At 54.7% G+C, this 13,561-nt stretch carries 11 protein-coding genes; 7 read left to right on the top strand and 4 right to left on the bottom strand.

The window, feature by feature from the left end:
- Window positions 1–194: 194 nt before the first annotated feature.
- The 4 genes from tsaE (at window position 195) to H6F57_RS17735 (ending at window position 2,016) form a co-directional block, all read left to right on the top strand.
- Window positions 195–698, top strand: coding sequence for a tRNA (adenosine(37)-N6)-threonylcarbamoyltransferase complex ATPase subunit type 1 TsaE (tsaE, locus tag H6F57_RS17720; RefSeq protein ID WP_190626072.1), 504 nt, complete (start codon window positions 195–197; stop codon window positions 696–698).
- Window positions 673–1,131 (top strand): EVE domain-containing protein, encoded by a 459-nt coding sequence (locus tag H6F57_RS17725; RefSeq protein ID WP_190626073.1) that lies wholly within the window; start codon window positions 673–675, stop codon window positions 1,129–1,131. The genes tsaE and H6F57_RS17725 overlap by 26 nt, the downstream gene beginning before the upstream one ends.
- 53 nt (window positions 1,132–1,184) lie before the next feature.
- Entirely contained in the window at window positions 1,185–1,616 is a 432-nt protein-coding gene (locus tag H6F57_RS17730; protein ID WP_190626074.1) for a biopolymer transporter ExbD, read from the top strand.
- Between the two features lie 115 nt (window positions 1,617–1,731).
- Window positions 1,732–2,016 carry a hypothetical protein gene (locus H6F57_RS17735; RefSeq protein WP_190626075.1) on the top strand — a complete coding sequence of 95 codons (285 nt, stop codon included), beginning with the start codon at window positions 1,732–1,734 and terminating at the stop codon, window positions 2,014–2,016.
- Between the two features lie 166 nt (window positions 2,017–2,182).
- Here the strand turns inward: H6F57_RS17735 and H6F57_RS17740 are convergent, their stop codons facing one another.
- From H6F57_RS17740 to H6F57_RS17755, 4 genes are all read right to left on the bottom strand, one after another.
- Window positions 2,183–3,676: a GTP-binding protein gene (locus tag H6F57_RS17740; RefSeq protein WP_190626076.1), complete on the bottom strand. Its 1,494-nt coding sequence runs from the start codon at window positions 3,674–3,676 to the stop codon at window positions 2,183–2,185.
- A gap of 155 nt (window positions 3,677–3,831) precedes the next feature.
- The gene (locus H6F57_RS17745) at window positions 3,832–4,134 is read right to left on the bottom strand and encodes an RNA-binding protein (protein ID WP_190626077.1); all 303 of its coding nucleotides are present in this window, start codon (window positions 4,132–4,134) and stop codon (window positions 3,832–3,834) included.
- Between the two features lie 341 nt (window positions 4,135–4,475).
- The gene (locus H6F57_RS17750; RefSeq protein ID WP_190626078.1) at window positions 4,476–5,264 is read right to left on the bottom strand and encodes a hypothetical protein; all 789 of its coding nucleotides are present in this window, start codon (window positions 5,262–5,264) and stop codon (window positions 4,476–4,478) included.
- Window positions 5,265–6,098: 834 nt separating this feature from the next.
- Entirely contained in the window at window positions 6,099–7,592 is a 1,494-nt protein-coding gene (locus tag H6F57_RS17755; protein ID WP_190626079.1) for a leucyl aminopeptidase, read from the bottom strand.
- 206 nt (window positions 7,593–7,798) lie between these two features.
- Between H6F57_RS17755 and H6F57_RS17760 the strand changes: the two genes are divergently transcribed.
- The 3 genes from H6F57_RS17760 (at window position 7,799) to H6F57_RS17770 (ending at window position 13,323) form a co-directional block, all read left to right on the top strand.
- Entirely contained in the window at window positions 7,799–10,009 is a 2,211-nt protein-coding gene (locus H6F57_RS17760) for a transglycosylase SLT domain-containing protein (protein WP_190626080.1), read from the top strand.
- A 35-nt stretch (window positions 10,010–10,044) separates the two neighbouring features.
- A complete protein-coding gene (gene dacB / locus H6F57_RS17765; protein WP_190626081.1) occupies window positions 10,045–11,508 on the top strand; it encodes a D-alanyl-D-alanine carboxypeptidase/D-alanyl-D-alanine-endopeptidase in 1,464 nt (487 codons plus the stop codon).
- A 273-nt stretch (window positions 11,509–11,781) separates the two neighbouring features.
- The gene (locus H6F57_RS17770) at window positions 11,782–13,323 is read left to right on the top strand and encodes a peptide ligase PGM1-related protein (RefSeq protein ID WP_190626311.1); all 1,542 of its coding nucleotides are present in this window, start codon (window positions 11,782–11,784) and stop codon (window positions 13,321–13,323) included.
- Window positions 13,324–13,561: the final 238 nt, after the last annotated feature.

The following is a 13,561-nucleotide window of genomic DNA, read 5'->3' on the forward strand; positions in this document are numbered from 1 at the left end:
GGCGCTGTGGTCCCACTCTGACCCATCCCGAACTCAGTCGTGAAACGCAGCTGCGGCGAAGATAGTGAGGGGGTTGCCCCTTGTCAAAATAGCTCGATGCCAGGTCTCTACTTAAGCCCTCAGCACTACTCTTAGGAGTAACGCTGGGGGTTTTGTATTGAGGGTATGTTGGGTAAGTTGAGTGTTATAAGTTAATGCGTGAGATTTTCTCCTTTGTTGTTGATCTGTCAGACTCTAGGGCAACTCATGATCTCGGTTATAAGCTAGGACAAAGTTGTCCTAGCGGAACAATATTGCTACTCTTTGGAGATTTAGGCAGCGGAAAGACAACATTGGTACAAGGGCTGGGGGCTGGTCTTGGAATTATTGAGCCGATTAGTAGTCCCACATTTACCCTGATCAACGAGTACTTGGAGGGGCGTGTTCCTCTTTACCATGTAGACCTATACCGGCTGGAAATGAGTCAAGTAGATTCGTTGGAACTGGAGGAGAGTTATTGTGGGGGGGAAGCGCTTCCTGGTGTACTAGCGGTTGAGTGGGCAGAGCGTATGGGTAAACGTCCTCAGTCGGCTATATCCCTTAGGCTTGAGCATGTTTCTACAGGTGGACGGCAAGCTACGCTGATGGCTTGTGGGGATGCCCAGGTGGCTCTATTAAAAAAGGTGATTGGTGATGGCTTACTGGTTGATGAAGTCTGAACCCAATGTTTATAGCATTGAAGATTTGGAGCGCGACGGCGCCGAGATTTGGGATGGGGTGCGAAACTATCAGGCTCGTAATTTTCTTGCCAGTATGGCTTTAGGCGATAGGGCTTTTTTCTATCATTCAAACACCAAGCCACCAGGAATCGTAGGCTTGATGGAAGTTGTGGAAATTAATGTAGTTGATCCTACCCAGTTTGATCTGGCAAGCAAGTATCATGATCCAAAATCGTCTAAAGAGAAACCACGCTGGCATACTGTGACGGTAGGTCATTTGGAAACGTTCAAAACTGCTATTTCCTTGGAGGAACTTCGGAAGATGTTTTCTCCTGAAGAACTGTGGGTGGTACGGCCAGGGAATCGTTTGTCTGTGATGTCAGTCGATGATACGGTGGCTGAAAAGTTATTATGTAAACTTCGATCTGCTTAGTTGTCTAAGCCGCTTATGCAGAAATAATTGCACTTTACTTAAAATTTTTCACTATGCATCTTCCTGAAGATTTAGAATCGCCTGTGCAGATTAACATCGTGCCGATGATTGATGTGGTTTTTGCGGTGTTGGCGTTCTTTATCCTCTCTAGTTTGTTTTTGAGCCGCAACGAGGGGTTGCCGGTGGTACTGCCGGGGGCAGAAACGGCGGAAACTCAAGACCAACGTCAAGTCGTGGTGTCTGTAAACGCGGCTGGTGAACTGTTTGTGGGCGATCGCATGGTAGCAAACGACCAGCTTTTGGAGGCTATTCAAACATTAGGTACGCTAACAGATGGCGGCCTTGTGGTGATTCGAGCAGACCAGTCAGTCAGTCATGGGCAGGTAGTGGCGGTAATGGATCAGCTACGGACTTTGCCTGGTGTACAGCTAGCGATCGCAACTGAAGGCAACCAGGCTCAGGAAGCTGAAGCGTCACAGCAATAGTTGACCCTTTTAGCGCTGGATTACAAAACAACTAGATTCAATAATTTGTGGATCGTGGTCAGCACTAGGCCTAAAATGTAGCTGAAGCTGAAGAAATGGATTTCGGGCTCTGAAAATGGTGCTACAACTTATGGCTCTGCCAGTGTGGTTGGTATCGCTAGTGCAGCTAGTGCTAGTTCCCTTCTGCTTTGTTGTGGCTTGGGCAATAGTAGGTCTCACCCTCTGGAATCTGGTGTTAACTGTGCGAGATGGGGTAAACCGGGCGACAGTAATGCATAAAATTCCTTGTGCAGAGTGCCGCTACTTTACCAACGATCATCGCCTGAAGTGCCCTATCCATCCCAAAATTGCTCTGTCAGAATCTGCTATTGACTGCACTGACTTTGAGGCTTCAGAGTGAGGTAGAACCCATGAAGGCTAATAAAAAAGCCAGCCCTATCGGCGAGTAACCGAGTTTAGGGCTGACGAGGGTGAATAGATATGGCTGCCCTGTAGTATGCCCGGCAGGTTATCTGTTCTCTGGTTAATCGGCTCGTCAAAACATAATTTTTAGATTTTCTTCAAAATTACCTTTGGGCTGTTGGCACGATGCGGGCAATCGCCTCTTTGATAAACGCTTTCATGACAGCATCACGCTGGTTGAGGCGAAACTGTTGCTCGACAACTGCACCCATGCCGTTGTCGCCCCAGCTTTGATTGTGGCGAAAGTACTCTATAAAGCTTTTGCCGGCAATGCGGGTCAGGTAGGCACCGCTGGCACCTTTAAGCGCTCGCCCGGCAACTACAGTGGCTAAATTGGTTTGCAATCCCAGGGCCAATAGGTCTACAGTCCCCTTGACTAGCCCTAGTCCGGTGAGTGTTTTAGCTACTGACAGGGCCAGAGCTTTGCCTTCCTCCAGGCTGACCTCGCAGCTGTAGACTTGGCTGAGTTCAACGACCATTTGGGCATTGATGGCGGCTGTAGCTAAAAAGTCAAGGCCGGGCAGGGGGGTAATAGCGATCGCCCCCGCCCCAATCCATTGGTAGCGGTCGACAATGGCCTCGGCCTGGATCTGTCGTTGGTCATTGATCATCTGCCGAGCTGTCTCTCCGAGCTGTTGGGTCTGTAGCAACAGGTTATCGGCAATCAGGGTCTCGCCTTCTTGACGGAGTAGGTCAGCGAGGCGTGTTTGTAGGGGTAAGAGGTTAGGCTGCATTTGGAGCCAACCCCCGCTGACTTGGGGTAAAGGTTGGGGTAAGGCTGCTACGGCAATGACATCATTGGAGCTAAGGGGTGGCACAACACGCGATCGCAGACGATCTAGCAGTGCTTCTAAGTCGGCTTCAACGTAGCGATCGGCTTTGTTGAGCACTACCAATACCCGCTTGCCTATATCTATCAGCGTTTTCAAGACGGTATATTCTGCTTGCCGCAGGTCGTCGTCAAGAACAAATATAACCAGATCGGCTTCGGCCGCAGTTTTGCGAGCTTCTGCTTCCCGCTCTGTGCCAGCGATGCCGACTTCTGCGATACCGGGTGTATCGATAATTTGAATGTTTCTAAAACTGTTGGGTATAGTCCAAGCATAGGCGTGCTGAACCTGTGTTGTGCCCATGGCCGCGCCTACTTCACCGACGGACTGCCCTAAAAGCCCGTTGATCAGCGCTGTTTTTCCCGCTGACCCCACGCCAAATACGGCAATGGTTAGGGGCCGGGTGTTTAGATGTGACTGTAGATTCAACGCTTTTTGCTGTAGTGCCTGGCGGGCTACATGGTCTTGAATTTGTTCAACCTGGCGCTGCACTGCAAGTAGGTTGACCGTTGCTGCCTCTTCAGCATGACGAGGCGCTTGAAGATGACGGCGGCGGCGAGGACGTAAAAAAGGCCACAGTCGGTAGATAACAGTTCCTAGCGACGCCAGGCCAAGAACTATAACTAGGCCCGGAGTTGCCTGAGCCAGTAGGGGTGATACCAGGGCTAACAAGGTGTAGAGGCGCAGCAACGAGTCGGCGAGCAACAGCAACGCGCCTAAGCCAACCAGTAGCCCCAGCGGAAAAAGTACCCATTGCCACCGTCCCATAGCTATCCTGTTCAACCAATGGCAGTGGATGAAGAATAGCGTAAAACCACAGTTTAAAGCCTCCTATGATAAGGACTTTAACGGCCTTACCATGCAGTCACCACCACTGTGCACAGAGCAACGTCAACCTGTGCTTGAGGCTTGGAAATATTGCTCTAGAGCGGGTTATGGGAGAACCGATTGCTACGGTTGGGGCGATCGCCACCATCGTTGTCGGTGCGAGGACGGGCCTTATTGACGCGCAGCTCACGACCCAGCCACTCGGCCCCATCTAGCTCGGAGATCGCCTGGTCTTCTTTGGCCTCGTCTGCCATGTCGACAAATGCAAAGCCGCGCTTTCGACCGGTTTCGCGATCGATAGGGAGACTAATGCGGGTGACCTCACCGTATTCGGCGAAAATACTTTTGATGTCGTCCTCAGAAGCCTGAAAGGACAAGTTCCCAATGTAGATAGTCACGAGTCTCTCCGAACCAAAATGCCAAGGTGGTAGGTATTGCACCAGTAGGCTAGGAAGCCAGACGCTTTATCCTTGGGCCTTAAGGCGCAATATTTTCTGCCATGATAGCCGATCAGTTGGTATAGAGCAGTAGCCCACCTCACACCTAGGTGGTTTCTTACAACTCGCCCCTAGAACAGTTCTTACTGCTCTAGGGGCGAGTGCCACTAGTCTTACCGGATGTCGCTGTATTATGGCCTGTGCCTGGTTTGGAGCGTTAGTGAGGACGCTGACTAAGAGTCAAAGTCAATCCTATCGGGCAAGACTGAATAGCGCTGGAGCACACAGGGCTTGGCAAAGCTTTAACTAACCTGCTGATCGCTAGGCACTAAGCTATGTCGAACAAAGTCTGCTGTTTCTAAGCAGAAATTCTTGGTTCCTCGAACAACATGTAACGCTGGTGACACTCCAGGGATGCGGTCTAATCTACCTGGGTTGAGGTTGCTGACACTGCTTAAGGGCCAACCCAAGTTTGGCGCAGCCGCCAGGGTAATTAAGTCTGGGTGACGGTAGCGAATCTCGTTCATGTACCCATCAAAATACATAGGGCCATAGTCGGGGTGATTCATCGGGCGATCGAAGGATGCCTCCATAAATTCTACGAGTTTGGGAATGGCGCGGCCTTGGCAGGTCCAAAAATGGGTTTCGCGAATGTTTTGTCGAACTTTAACTTTGGAAAAAAAGCGATCGGGCGTAGGGGTGAGGGTTGTCTTTTTGCCGTGAGCCATATCGTTGGAATAGGGCTGACAGCCAAAGTAGGCAAAATCCCAGCTGCGCTCGGTGAGTTCGTCTAAGATAGCTGACTCTTGTCGGATCAAGCGTTGACTAAGCACGCAGTCTTCTTGAAACAGTAGGAGCCGTTCAACATTGTCATCAGCAGCTTGACGAAGCAGTTCGTAGTTGCTCATGACGCAGCCCCTCACACTGGCCTTAGGAAACTGCCCCGCGTCATCGAACCTTAAGCCCTGGAACCACTGCACTTTGTCTTCTATGCCCAGTCGTTTGACCTGGCGCTGAATGCTTCTAAACCGTCGCTTTCGCTCCGGCAGATAAACGATCGCAATGCGGTCAAAATAATCAGTGAACTTCATGGACTTATTCTAATGAGACAACACAAATAAACGGCGATGGCACCCCAGGGTATTCATCTAGCTTTTATCAAAAGTAAGAACGGGTCTAGGGCGGTGTGCTCATTTCTAAAACCATGAGTGCATGCATCAAGTAGGAACATCCTACTTAAAGTGATACTACAGTCGTAATAAATAGATAGACACCTACCTTTGGGTTGAGATAATAGGTTCCGCAAAACAACCTTGTTGGCTGGCTTGAGTCGTTTTTTGCAATCATAAAATTGGCTTAGTGAAATACTAAACTTCAACTGCTTATGATGAGCTCTGAACACCCAAACAAGGTACTCAGTACTTAGAGAAAGATAAGAACTTGGGGAATAATATAGAGACTTAGAAAAAGTAAATCACTTAGCATGGCGACGCCTCAGGACGCGCGACTTGCTAGGAAATAGATTGCAGATAAAATGCATCTGAAAAAGACGTAAGCAGTGCTGATGTGATCGCTTGATCACAATGGCGAATTCAGAGGCTAGTAAGCTTGCATTGAGGCATACCCAATTTTTGTGTCTTAGCACAAAAACATGGTTAATTGAGTATTGTTAGGCACGAAAATTGTTGCTATGTCCAGTGATTTCAGCGGTTTCAGGTTGAGTCACTGGCTTTGTGAAATGCGTGCGTGTGCTTGAGGTTGAGACGGGCTTGAAGATAGGTTGTTCCCGTTGGGTGACGCCTGTAGGCAATAGATCAACTGGCACGAAAACGACTGAATCCCCAGACCGCAATTTGAGGATAGGCGTCTCAAATGCGGTTTGGGGATTCAGCTAATGCGCCAAAGCTGCCGTATGCTGCCCCTGGTTAGGCCGCTTGTCTGAGTACCCAGTGCACCAGAGTGCGAACCCCAAAGCCTGTGCCGCCAGGGTTGTTGTAGCCGCTTTCTTTCTCAGTCCAGACGGGGCCGGCTACGTCGAGGTGAACCCAAGGCGTGGAGGTGACAAACTGCTTAAGGAAGAGAGCGGCTGTGATCGATCCGCCGGGGCGGGGGCCGGTGTTTTTCATGTCGGCCACGATGGACTTAAGTCCGTCGAAGTATTTTTCTTCCATGGGCAGACGCCAGAACTTTTCGCCAGCGGCTTCGGCGGCAGCGGCGATCGCCCCCGCTAGCTCGTCATTTTCGCTAAACAGTCCGCCAATATCGTCGCCTAGGGCAATGATGCAGGCTCCGGTGAGGGTGGCCAAGTCAACGATCGCATCGACGCCCAGCTTTTCGGCAAACACCAGGGCATCGGCCAGGGTAAGGCGGCCTTCAGCGTCGGTGTTGTTGACTTCAATAGTTTTGCCGTTAGAGGCGGTGAGAATGTCGCCGGGGCGCATCGCTCGACCACTGATCATATTTTCGGCGGCGGCGCTGATGAAGTGGACTTCGGTGTTGGGCTTGAGCTGAGCGATCGCCTTGGCTGCCCCGAGCATAGCGGCAGCGCCGCCCATGTCAACTTTCATCATTTCGATGCCGCTGCCCGCACCCTTGATATTGAGACCGCCAGAGTCAAAGGTGAGGCCCTTGCCGACAATAGCCAGCTTGCGAGTCGGTGTACCGGCAGGTTTGTAGGTGAGGTGAATAAACTTGGCCGGTAGGTCGGAGGCCCTGGCTACCCCCAGATAGGCACCCATGCCCAGCGCTTCGCAGTCGGCTTGCTCTAGAATCTCTAGCTCTAGGCCATGGGCTGTGGCAATATCTTGGGCGGCTTGGGCTAAGGCTTCTGGGGTAACCACGTTAGCCGGAGCTGACACCAGTTCGCGGGCCAAAATAACGCCGTCACAAATCGCTTGAGCGGTTTGAAGACTACTTTCTTGCCCAGCTAAATCGAGCAGGTGAACCTGTTCAACAGGGGCTTTGCCGTTCTTTTTGCCGTTTTTATCCTCCGACTTGAAGCGGTTGTCTTGGTGCAGGGCTAGGCTGACGCCTTCGGCCAGGGCCTGGGCGGTGAGGGCCGGATCGTTCTGCACCATGGGCATGCTCAGGCCGAGGGAGACCGATTTTTCTTTTTTGGCGAGGCGGGCGGCGGCGGCGGCGGCGCGGCGCAACGTCTCGGCAGTCATAGCGTTGCTAGCCCCTAGACCAACTAGCCCTAGCTTGCGAAAACTGCCCCCACTGCCGACTCGGGTGATGGCCGTAGCGCCGTCTTTGCCGGTGAATTCGACGTCGTCGATGAGGTCTTGCAGTAGACCAGAGACGCGGCTGTTGAGTTTGGCCAGGGTGTCGGTTAGGGGCAGGGCGTCTTCGCTGAGGCCAATGATGAGGGCGTCGCCAGACCAGTCTAGAACGGGGGTGTTAGAGGCGTGAAATTTCATTCAACCTTGGGGCTAGTATGCTCTGTTTACTATAAACCTTAGGCCGCCTCTGGCGGGGACGGGGTGAGTGAAGTCATCAATCCTGGATTGGCTAGGTAAGATATAACGGCATGGGTCAGCCAGGGAGAGATTTTACTTCGGCTTTCCCGCTGCGCCACGGGCTAATTTTTCGACTACAACCCTTATCTAGAGTGCATGGGTGTGCCATGGTGAAACGGTTAAAGGCGAAGCTGCCCCTGGTGGCGATTGCGGGGCTTGGTGCCCTGTCTCTGGGGATGGCCACTGCCCTGGTGAATACGGTGTCATCAACGGGTGACTCCGCAACGATATTGGAAGAATCGCTGCTGCCGGGCCTAGGGCGATCGCCAGCTTTGGATACCGATGACCCAGTACTCGCTCTAGCCCTACAGCTTGCAGACCAACGCCAAGCGGCGCTGGTGGCCTTGACCGATGGGGGAGATTCGCTCAGCCAGAGTCGAGCCCGCTATCTGCTGGCGCTAGATTTGATCAATCAAGATCGCGGCGGCAGCGCGATTCCCCTGCTAGAGGGACTGGAGGCGAATTACCCGGCGATGGCCCCCTACGTGGCACTGGCGCTGGCTCAGGCCCAGCGGGCGGCAGGGCAGGCCGAGGCCGCCCAGCAAACCCAGCAGCGCCTGCTGCAAGAGTATGCAGAAAATGGCGCGATCGCCCCGTTGCTCTTTGAGCTGGGCCAGCAAGACCCGGCCTACTGGGACCGTTTGGTGCAGCAATTCCCCAACCACCCCAAGGCGGTGGAGGTGGCCCACCAGCGGCTGACCGCCGACCCCAACCGGGCCGACACCCTGCCGCTGCTGATGATTATGGCGCGAGCGGGGCTGCACCACCCTAGTGCGGGGGCGGCTCTGCTGCGGCTCAAGACAGAATTTGCTAGCCAGCTCAGCCCGGAAGATTGGCAGACCGTGGGCTTTGGCTTTTGGCGGATTGATAGCTATGGCGATGCGGCGGTAGCTTATGCCCAGGCCCCGCCGTCGCCCCGCAACCTGTACCGGGCGGCGCGGGGAGCCCAGGTGAGCGGCAAGCGCGATCGCGCGATCGCCCTTTACAACCGGCTCGATCAGCAGTTCCCCGACGCGTCTGAAACCGTCACAGGGTTGATGCGCCTAGCCCAGAGCGTGCCCGATGAAGCAGCACTCGGGGTGCTCGACCAGGTGGTCAACCGCTTCCCGGATCGGGCGGCGGAGGCGCTGCTGGAGCGGGCCAAAATTCTCGATAAGTTAAACAGTGTTGAATCGGCCCAGGGCACCCGCGAGCTAATTCTTAAGGAATACAGAGACTCCGATGCGGCGGCCAACATTCGCCTGCAAAATGCCCGCAATGCCGCCGAGCAGGGTGACCTGACCATGGCTCTCAGCTGGGGTAGCGACGTGCTCAAGTACAGCCCCGATAGCGACTTGGCTGCCGATGCCGGGTACTGGGTGGGTAAGTGGGGCCACCAGCTGGGCCAGAGCGATGTTGCCCAGAGTGCCCTAGAAAGCGTGATTGCCCGCCACCCTGAGTCGTACTATGCCTGGCGGTCGGCGGTGGCCTTAGGCTGGAACGTGGGAGACTTTCAATCGGTGCGATCGCAGACTCCAGCGGTGGCTCCGCCCGCTCACCGTACGCCATTGCCCACGGGCTCTGACACGCTGCAAGAGCTTTACCTGCTAGGGCAAGACCAGCGAGCCTGGGAGCAGTGGCAGATGGAGTTCGCCAACTACCAAGACCCAACGCCGGAAGAACAGTTTGTCGATGGGCTGATGCGCCTTGGAACTAACGACAACATCAACGGCATTTACCAGGTATCGAGCCTTAGCCTGGCCGAAGATCCTAAAGAAATTGAGGTGGTGCACGATCTCAAGCAGCGCCCCGACTTTTGGCATGGCGTTTATCCGATGCCTTACAAAGGTTTGATTACTACCTGGGCGGCAGAGCGTCAGCTAAATCCTTTGCTGGTGGCCGCACTCATGCGCCAGGAATCGCGGTTTGAGGCCAAAATTCGCTCGGGGGTCGGGGCGGCGGGCCTGATGCAGGTGATGCCTGCCACCGCCGAATGGATCAAGGGCCGGGCGGGGTTAGAGAGTTATGACCTCAATAACCCTGAGGACAACGTCAAGCTGGGCACCTGGTACCTCGACTACACCCACTCGGAGTACGACAATCACTCGCTCTTTGCGGTGGCCAGCTACAATGCCGGGCCGGGCGCTGTATCGGGTTGGATCAAAAAGGGTGGCTTTTTGGATGCCGACGATTTTGCCGAGAAAATTCCTTATCCCGAGACGAAGGGCTATGTGCAATCGGTGTTTGGCGGCTACTGGAACTATCTGCGGCTCTACGACCCGGCGATCGCCGCCCAGGTCGAAACCCTGCAAAAGCGCCATCGCGGTTTTAGGGGCTAGGTCTGAACGCTAAGGCAGGTTTGAGAGGTTGGCGCATGGTGAGCATGTCACAGGCTAAGTCTGTTGGTTTAGGGTTAACCCTAGGACTATTAAGCGCCATGCTCCCTGCTGCCGAGGCCTTAGCAGCCCTGTGCCCAGCGCAGCTGACAACTCAGCTAGACAGCGCCTTTAGTCAATCTCCCTTAAACACGGCCTACACGGGAATGGTGCTGCAAACCCAGGGGCAAAATCGCCGCACGCTCTACAACCGCAACGGCGATCACCTCTTTACGCCAGCGTCTAATATCAAACTGCTGACCACAGCGGCGGCGGCTCACCAACTCGGGGGCTACTATCGCCTGCGCACCTCCGTGTATGGCACTCCTGACACCGGGGAAAGCACGGCGCTGCGAGTAGTAGGCCGGGGTGATCCTAGCCTGACCACGGCGCAGATTGACGCTCTGGTGCAACAGTTGACCCAGTCTGGGGTGAATCAGGTCAGCCGCCTCACCATTGACGACTCGTATTTTCCAGGGTTTGCCACTAACCCGACCTGGGAGTGGGAAGACGCTCAGTTTGCCTACGCGGTTCCGGTTAACAGTCTAATTCTCAACCGCAATGCGATCGCGCTACAACTGTCCCCCACCCAGGTGGGCAGTCCGCTGGCGGTGGTGTGGCCCCGACCCTTACCCACTGGCCCGCTGCCGGTGGCAAATGATTCCACAACCGTGGCGGCTGGAGCACCCACTACACCCTTAGCTCTTTGGCGCAGGGGAGATGCACCCACGGTGCGGGTAACGGGGCAGCTGACCCAGGGGAGCAATCCTCAAACCCTAAACCTAGCGGTGCTAAACCCCGCCCAGCAGTTTGCAGCGGCGATGGAGCAAGCCCTGCGGCGGCAGTCGGTAACGGTGGGGGAAACAGTAATTGTGCAAACCTCAGCCCCGATCGCAGACCCAGAATTGGCGGCGGTAGAGTCTCCCTCCGTCAGGGAACTGATGGTCTTGGCCAACCGCGATAGCGATAACCTCTACGCTGAAGCTCTATTCAAAACCTTGGGAGTAACGGCAGGAGGTACGGTCACTGAGGCCAGTCGGGCGGGGGGCGAGGCAGTCAAAACGGCACTGGCAGAAATCGGAGTGGATGCATCAGCCCTGCGGCTGGTGGATGGCTCTGGGCTGTCGCGACACAACCTGGTGTCACCGATCGCGCTGGTCGAGACCCTACAGGTGATGACCACCCATCCCCAAGGAGCCGTGTTTCGCGATTCGCTGGCGATCGCAGGCCAGAGCGGTACCCTGAGCAATCGGCTGCGGGGCACAGCGCTAGAGGGGCGTTTGCAGGGCAAATCGGGGGCGCTGACCGGCAACGTAGCGCTGTCGGGCTACGTGCAGCCGCTCAACTACGAGCCCCTAGTGTTTAGCATCATGATCAACCACTCGAACCAGCATGCCAGCGTCCTGCGAGAGAAAATTGACCAACTGCTGCTGTTGGTGTCGCAGCTGAGAGCAGACTGTTAACCCCTGACGGCAGTCGGTTGAGCGATCGCCCAGAGAAAGGTAGCTGTGCTTTGGATCCTATGCCTTAGTGGGGATAGCAGGGGCTAAAGATTGGTGTGAAAATATTAAAAATATTAGTCTAGGGTTGAGTAAACGCGCTGGTGGGTGGGCCTGGGCAGGCTGGCAAAGGCTTTCGTCTATTTTCATCGCAGACCTTTTATTCCAAACTTTCATTTCAAAAACGAGCGAGCGAGCGCGAGGGTAGTCAGTATGGTGACGGCGAACGAGGCGGCTATGGCTACAGAATCAGTGCGCTTGCAGGCTGTGCCCAGCTTTCAGCAATTACAGCAGACGCTGCGCGATCGCTGGTGTTCAACCGATGAATTTGACACCCAAGAGCGGCATGTGGTGGTGGTGCCCTCGCTCAGCCTCGATCAGGAGGAGCTGCAAAAGATTGAGGGGGTAAACCACTACGAAGAGCGGCTGCTGTTTTCGCTGATTCGGCTGCGCAACCCAAATACGCACCTGGTCTATGTCACCTCGCAGCCGTTGCACCCCAGCATTGTCGATTACTATCTAGAGCTACTGCCGGGCATTCCCAGTTCCCACGCGCGCGATCGCCTCACCCTGCTGTCGGCCTACGACAGCTCAGGCAAGCCCCTCAGCCAAAAATTGCTGGAGCGCCCCCGACTGCTTAACCGCATTCGTAAGGCGATCGATCCCGATCGCGCTTACATGATCTGCTACAACTCCACCGCCTGGGAGCGCGATTTGTCCCTGACGCTGGGAGTACCCCTGCTGGCCCTCGACCCCGATCTACTGCACTGGGGCACCAAGAGCGGCAGCCGCGAAATCTTTAAACGCTGCGGCATTCCCCACCCCATCGGCAGTGAGCTGGTGTTTGACGAAGCGTCTCTGGCCCAGGTCACCGCCGAGGTGTGGGAGCAAGACCCCAACCTCAAGCGCATGGTGATCAAGCTCAACGAGGGCTTTTCGGGGGAAGGCAACGCGATTCTAGATCTGCGGAAACTGTCGGCTGTGGCTCCGGGAAGTGCGGGGCATAGCGATCGCGTTCAGGCTTTGACCGAAGCCTTTCACACCTTGAGTTTTCAGAGTGATATCGAAACCTGGGAGCACTTTTCGGCCAAAATTCCGGTGCTGGGGGCGATCGCCGAAGCCTTTGTCGAAGGTGACCACAAAGAATCTCCCAGTGTGCAGGGCCGCATTACCCCCCTGGGCGAGGTCGAAATTCTCTCTACCCACGACCAAGAACTGGGCGGTCCCGACGGGCAAATCTTTCTCGGCTGCTCCTTCCCAGCTCGACCCGACTATCGCCTTGAGATTCAAGATATGGGCCAGCGCATCGGCGAAGAACTAGCCCGACAAGGTGCCCTAGAGCGCTACGGCGTCGACTTTATTGCCGTCGCCAAGGGTGACCCCAAAGCCCCCCAGTGGGATCTCCAGGCGATTGAGATCAACCTGCGTAAAGGCGGCACTACCCATCCCCTCATGGCCATGAAAATGCTGACTGAGGGCCGCTTTCACCAAGCTGACGGGCTGTTTTACACCAAGCAAGAGCAGGTGCGCTACTACCGCGCCTCCGACAACCTGCAAAAGTCCCACTACCGAGGGCTGCTGCCCAGCGATCTGATGGATATCATCGTCACCAAACAGCTGCACTTCAACTCCATTAGCGGAGTGGGAGCGACCTTTCACCTGATGGGCTGCCTGTCGGAGTATGGCAAGGTAGGCCTCACTTGCATTGGCACCAGCCCCAACCACGCCCGCGAGATCTATGATCAGGTGGTAGCCGCCCTAGATGAATCTACAACGTGACCAATGTCGTCAAACGGTTGAACCCGCTTCCACTTGGCGATGGACTGCGACTGTTGACAAAACACGGGCTTCAATATTTCTGCCTTGACTTAAATTATGCAGCCAGTTTTGCTGGATGCCAAAGGATAGTGGCATCCTAGGAAAGGGCTTGATTTGCGTTTGATGCCTTGGGCTTGTGTCGATATAAGTGCGTCATAATCTCCACAAAAAGCTTCTCACCTTTAAATATTCTTAATAT

Source organism: Leptolyngbya sp. FACHB-60 (assembly GCF_014695775.1).
Lineage (GTDB): Bacteria > Cyanobacteriota > Cyanobacteriia > Phormidesmidales > Phormidesmidaceae > Nodosilinea.

Excerpts from the sequence above, each read along its gene's own strand:
- H6F57_RS17740 (WP_190626076.1), bottom strand. The coding sequence starts at position 3,676 with ATGGGACGGTGGCAATGGGTACTTTTTCCGCTGGGGCTACTGGTTGGC.
- H6F57_RS17730 (WP_190626074.1), top strand. The coding sequence starts at position 1,185 with ATGCATCTTCCTGAAGATTTAGAATCGCCTGTGCAGATTAACATCGTG.
- H6F57_RS17735 (WP_190626075.1), top strand. The coding sequence starts at position 1,732 with ATGGTGCTACAACTTATGGCTCTGCCAGTGTGGTTGGTATCGCTAGTG.
- dacB (WP_190626081.1), top strand. The coding sequence starts at position 10,045 with ATGGTGAGCATGTCACAGGCTAAGTCTGTTGGTTTAGGGTTAACCCTA.
- H6F57_RS17760 (WP_190626080.1), top strand. The coding sequence starts at position 7,799 with ATGGTGAAACGGTTAAAGGCGAAGCTGCCCCTGGTGGCGATTGCGGGG.
- H6F57_RS17725 (WP_190626073.1), top strand. The coding sequence starts at position 673 with ATGGCTTACTGGTTGATGAAGTCTGAACCCAATGTTTATAGCATTGAA.
- H6F57_RS17755 (WP_190626079.1), bottom strand. The coding sequence starts at position 7,592 with ATGAAATTTCACGCCTCTAACACCCCCGTTCTAGACTGGTCTGGCGAC.
- H6F57_RS17750 (WP_190626078.1), bottom strand. The coding sequence starts at position 5,264 with ATGAAGTTCACTGATTATTTTGACCGCATTGCGATCGTTTATCTGCCG.
- tsaE (WP_190626072.1), top strand. The coding sequence starts at position 195 with ATGCGTGAGATTTTCTCCTTTGTTGTTGATCTGTCAGACTCTAGGGCA.
- H6F57_RS17770 (WP_190626311.1), top strand. The coding sequence starts at position 11,782 with ATGGCTACAGAATCAGTGCGCTTGCAGGCTGTGCCCAGCTTTCAGCAA.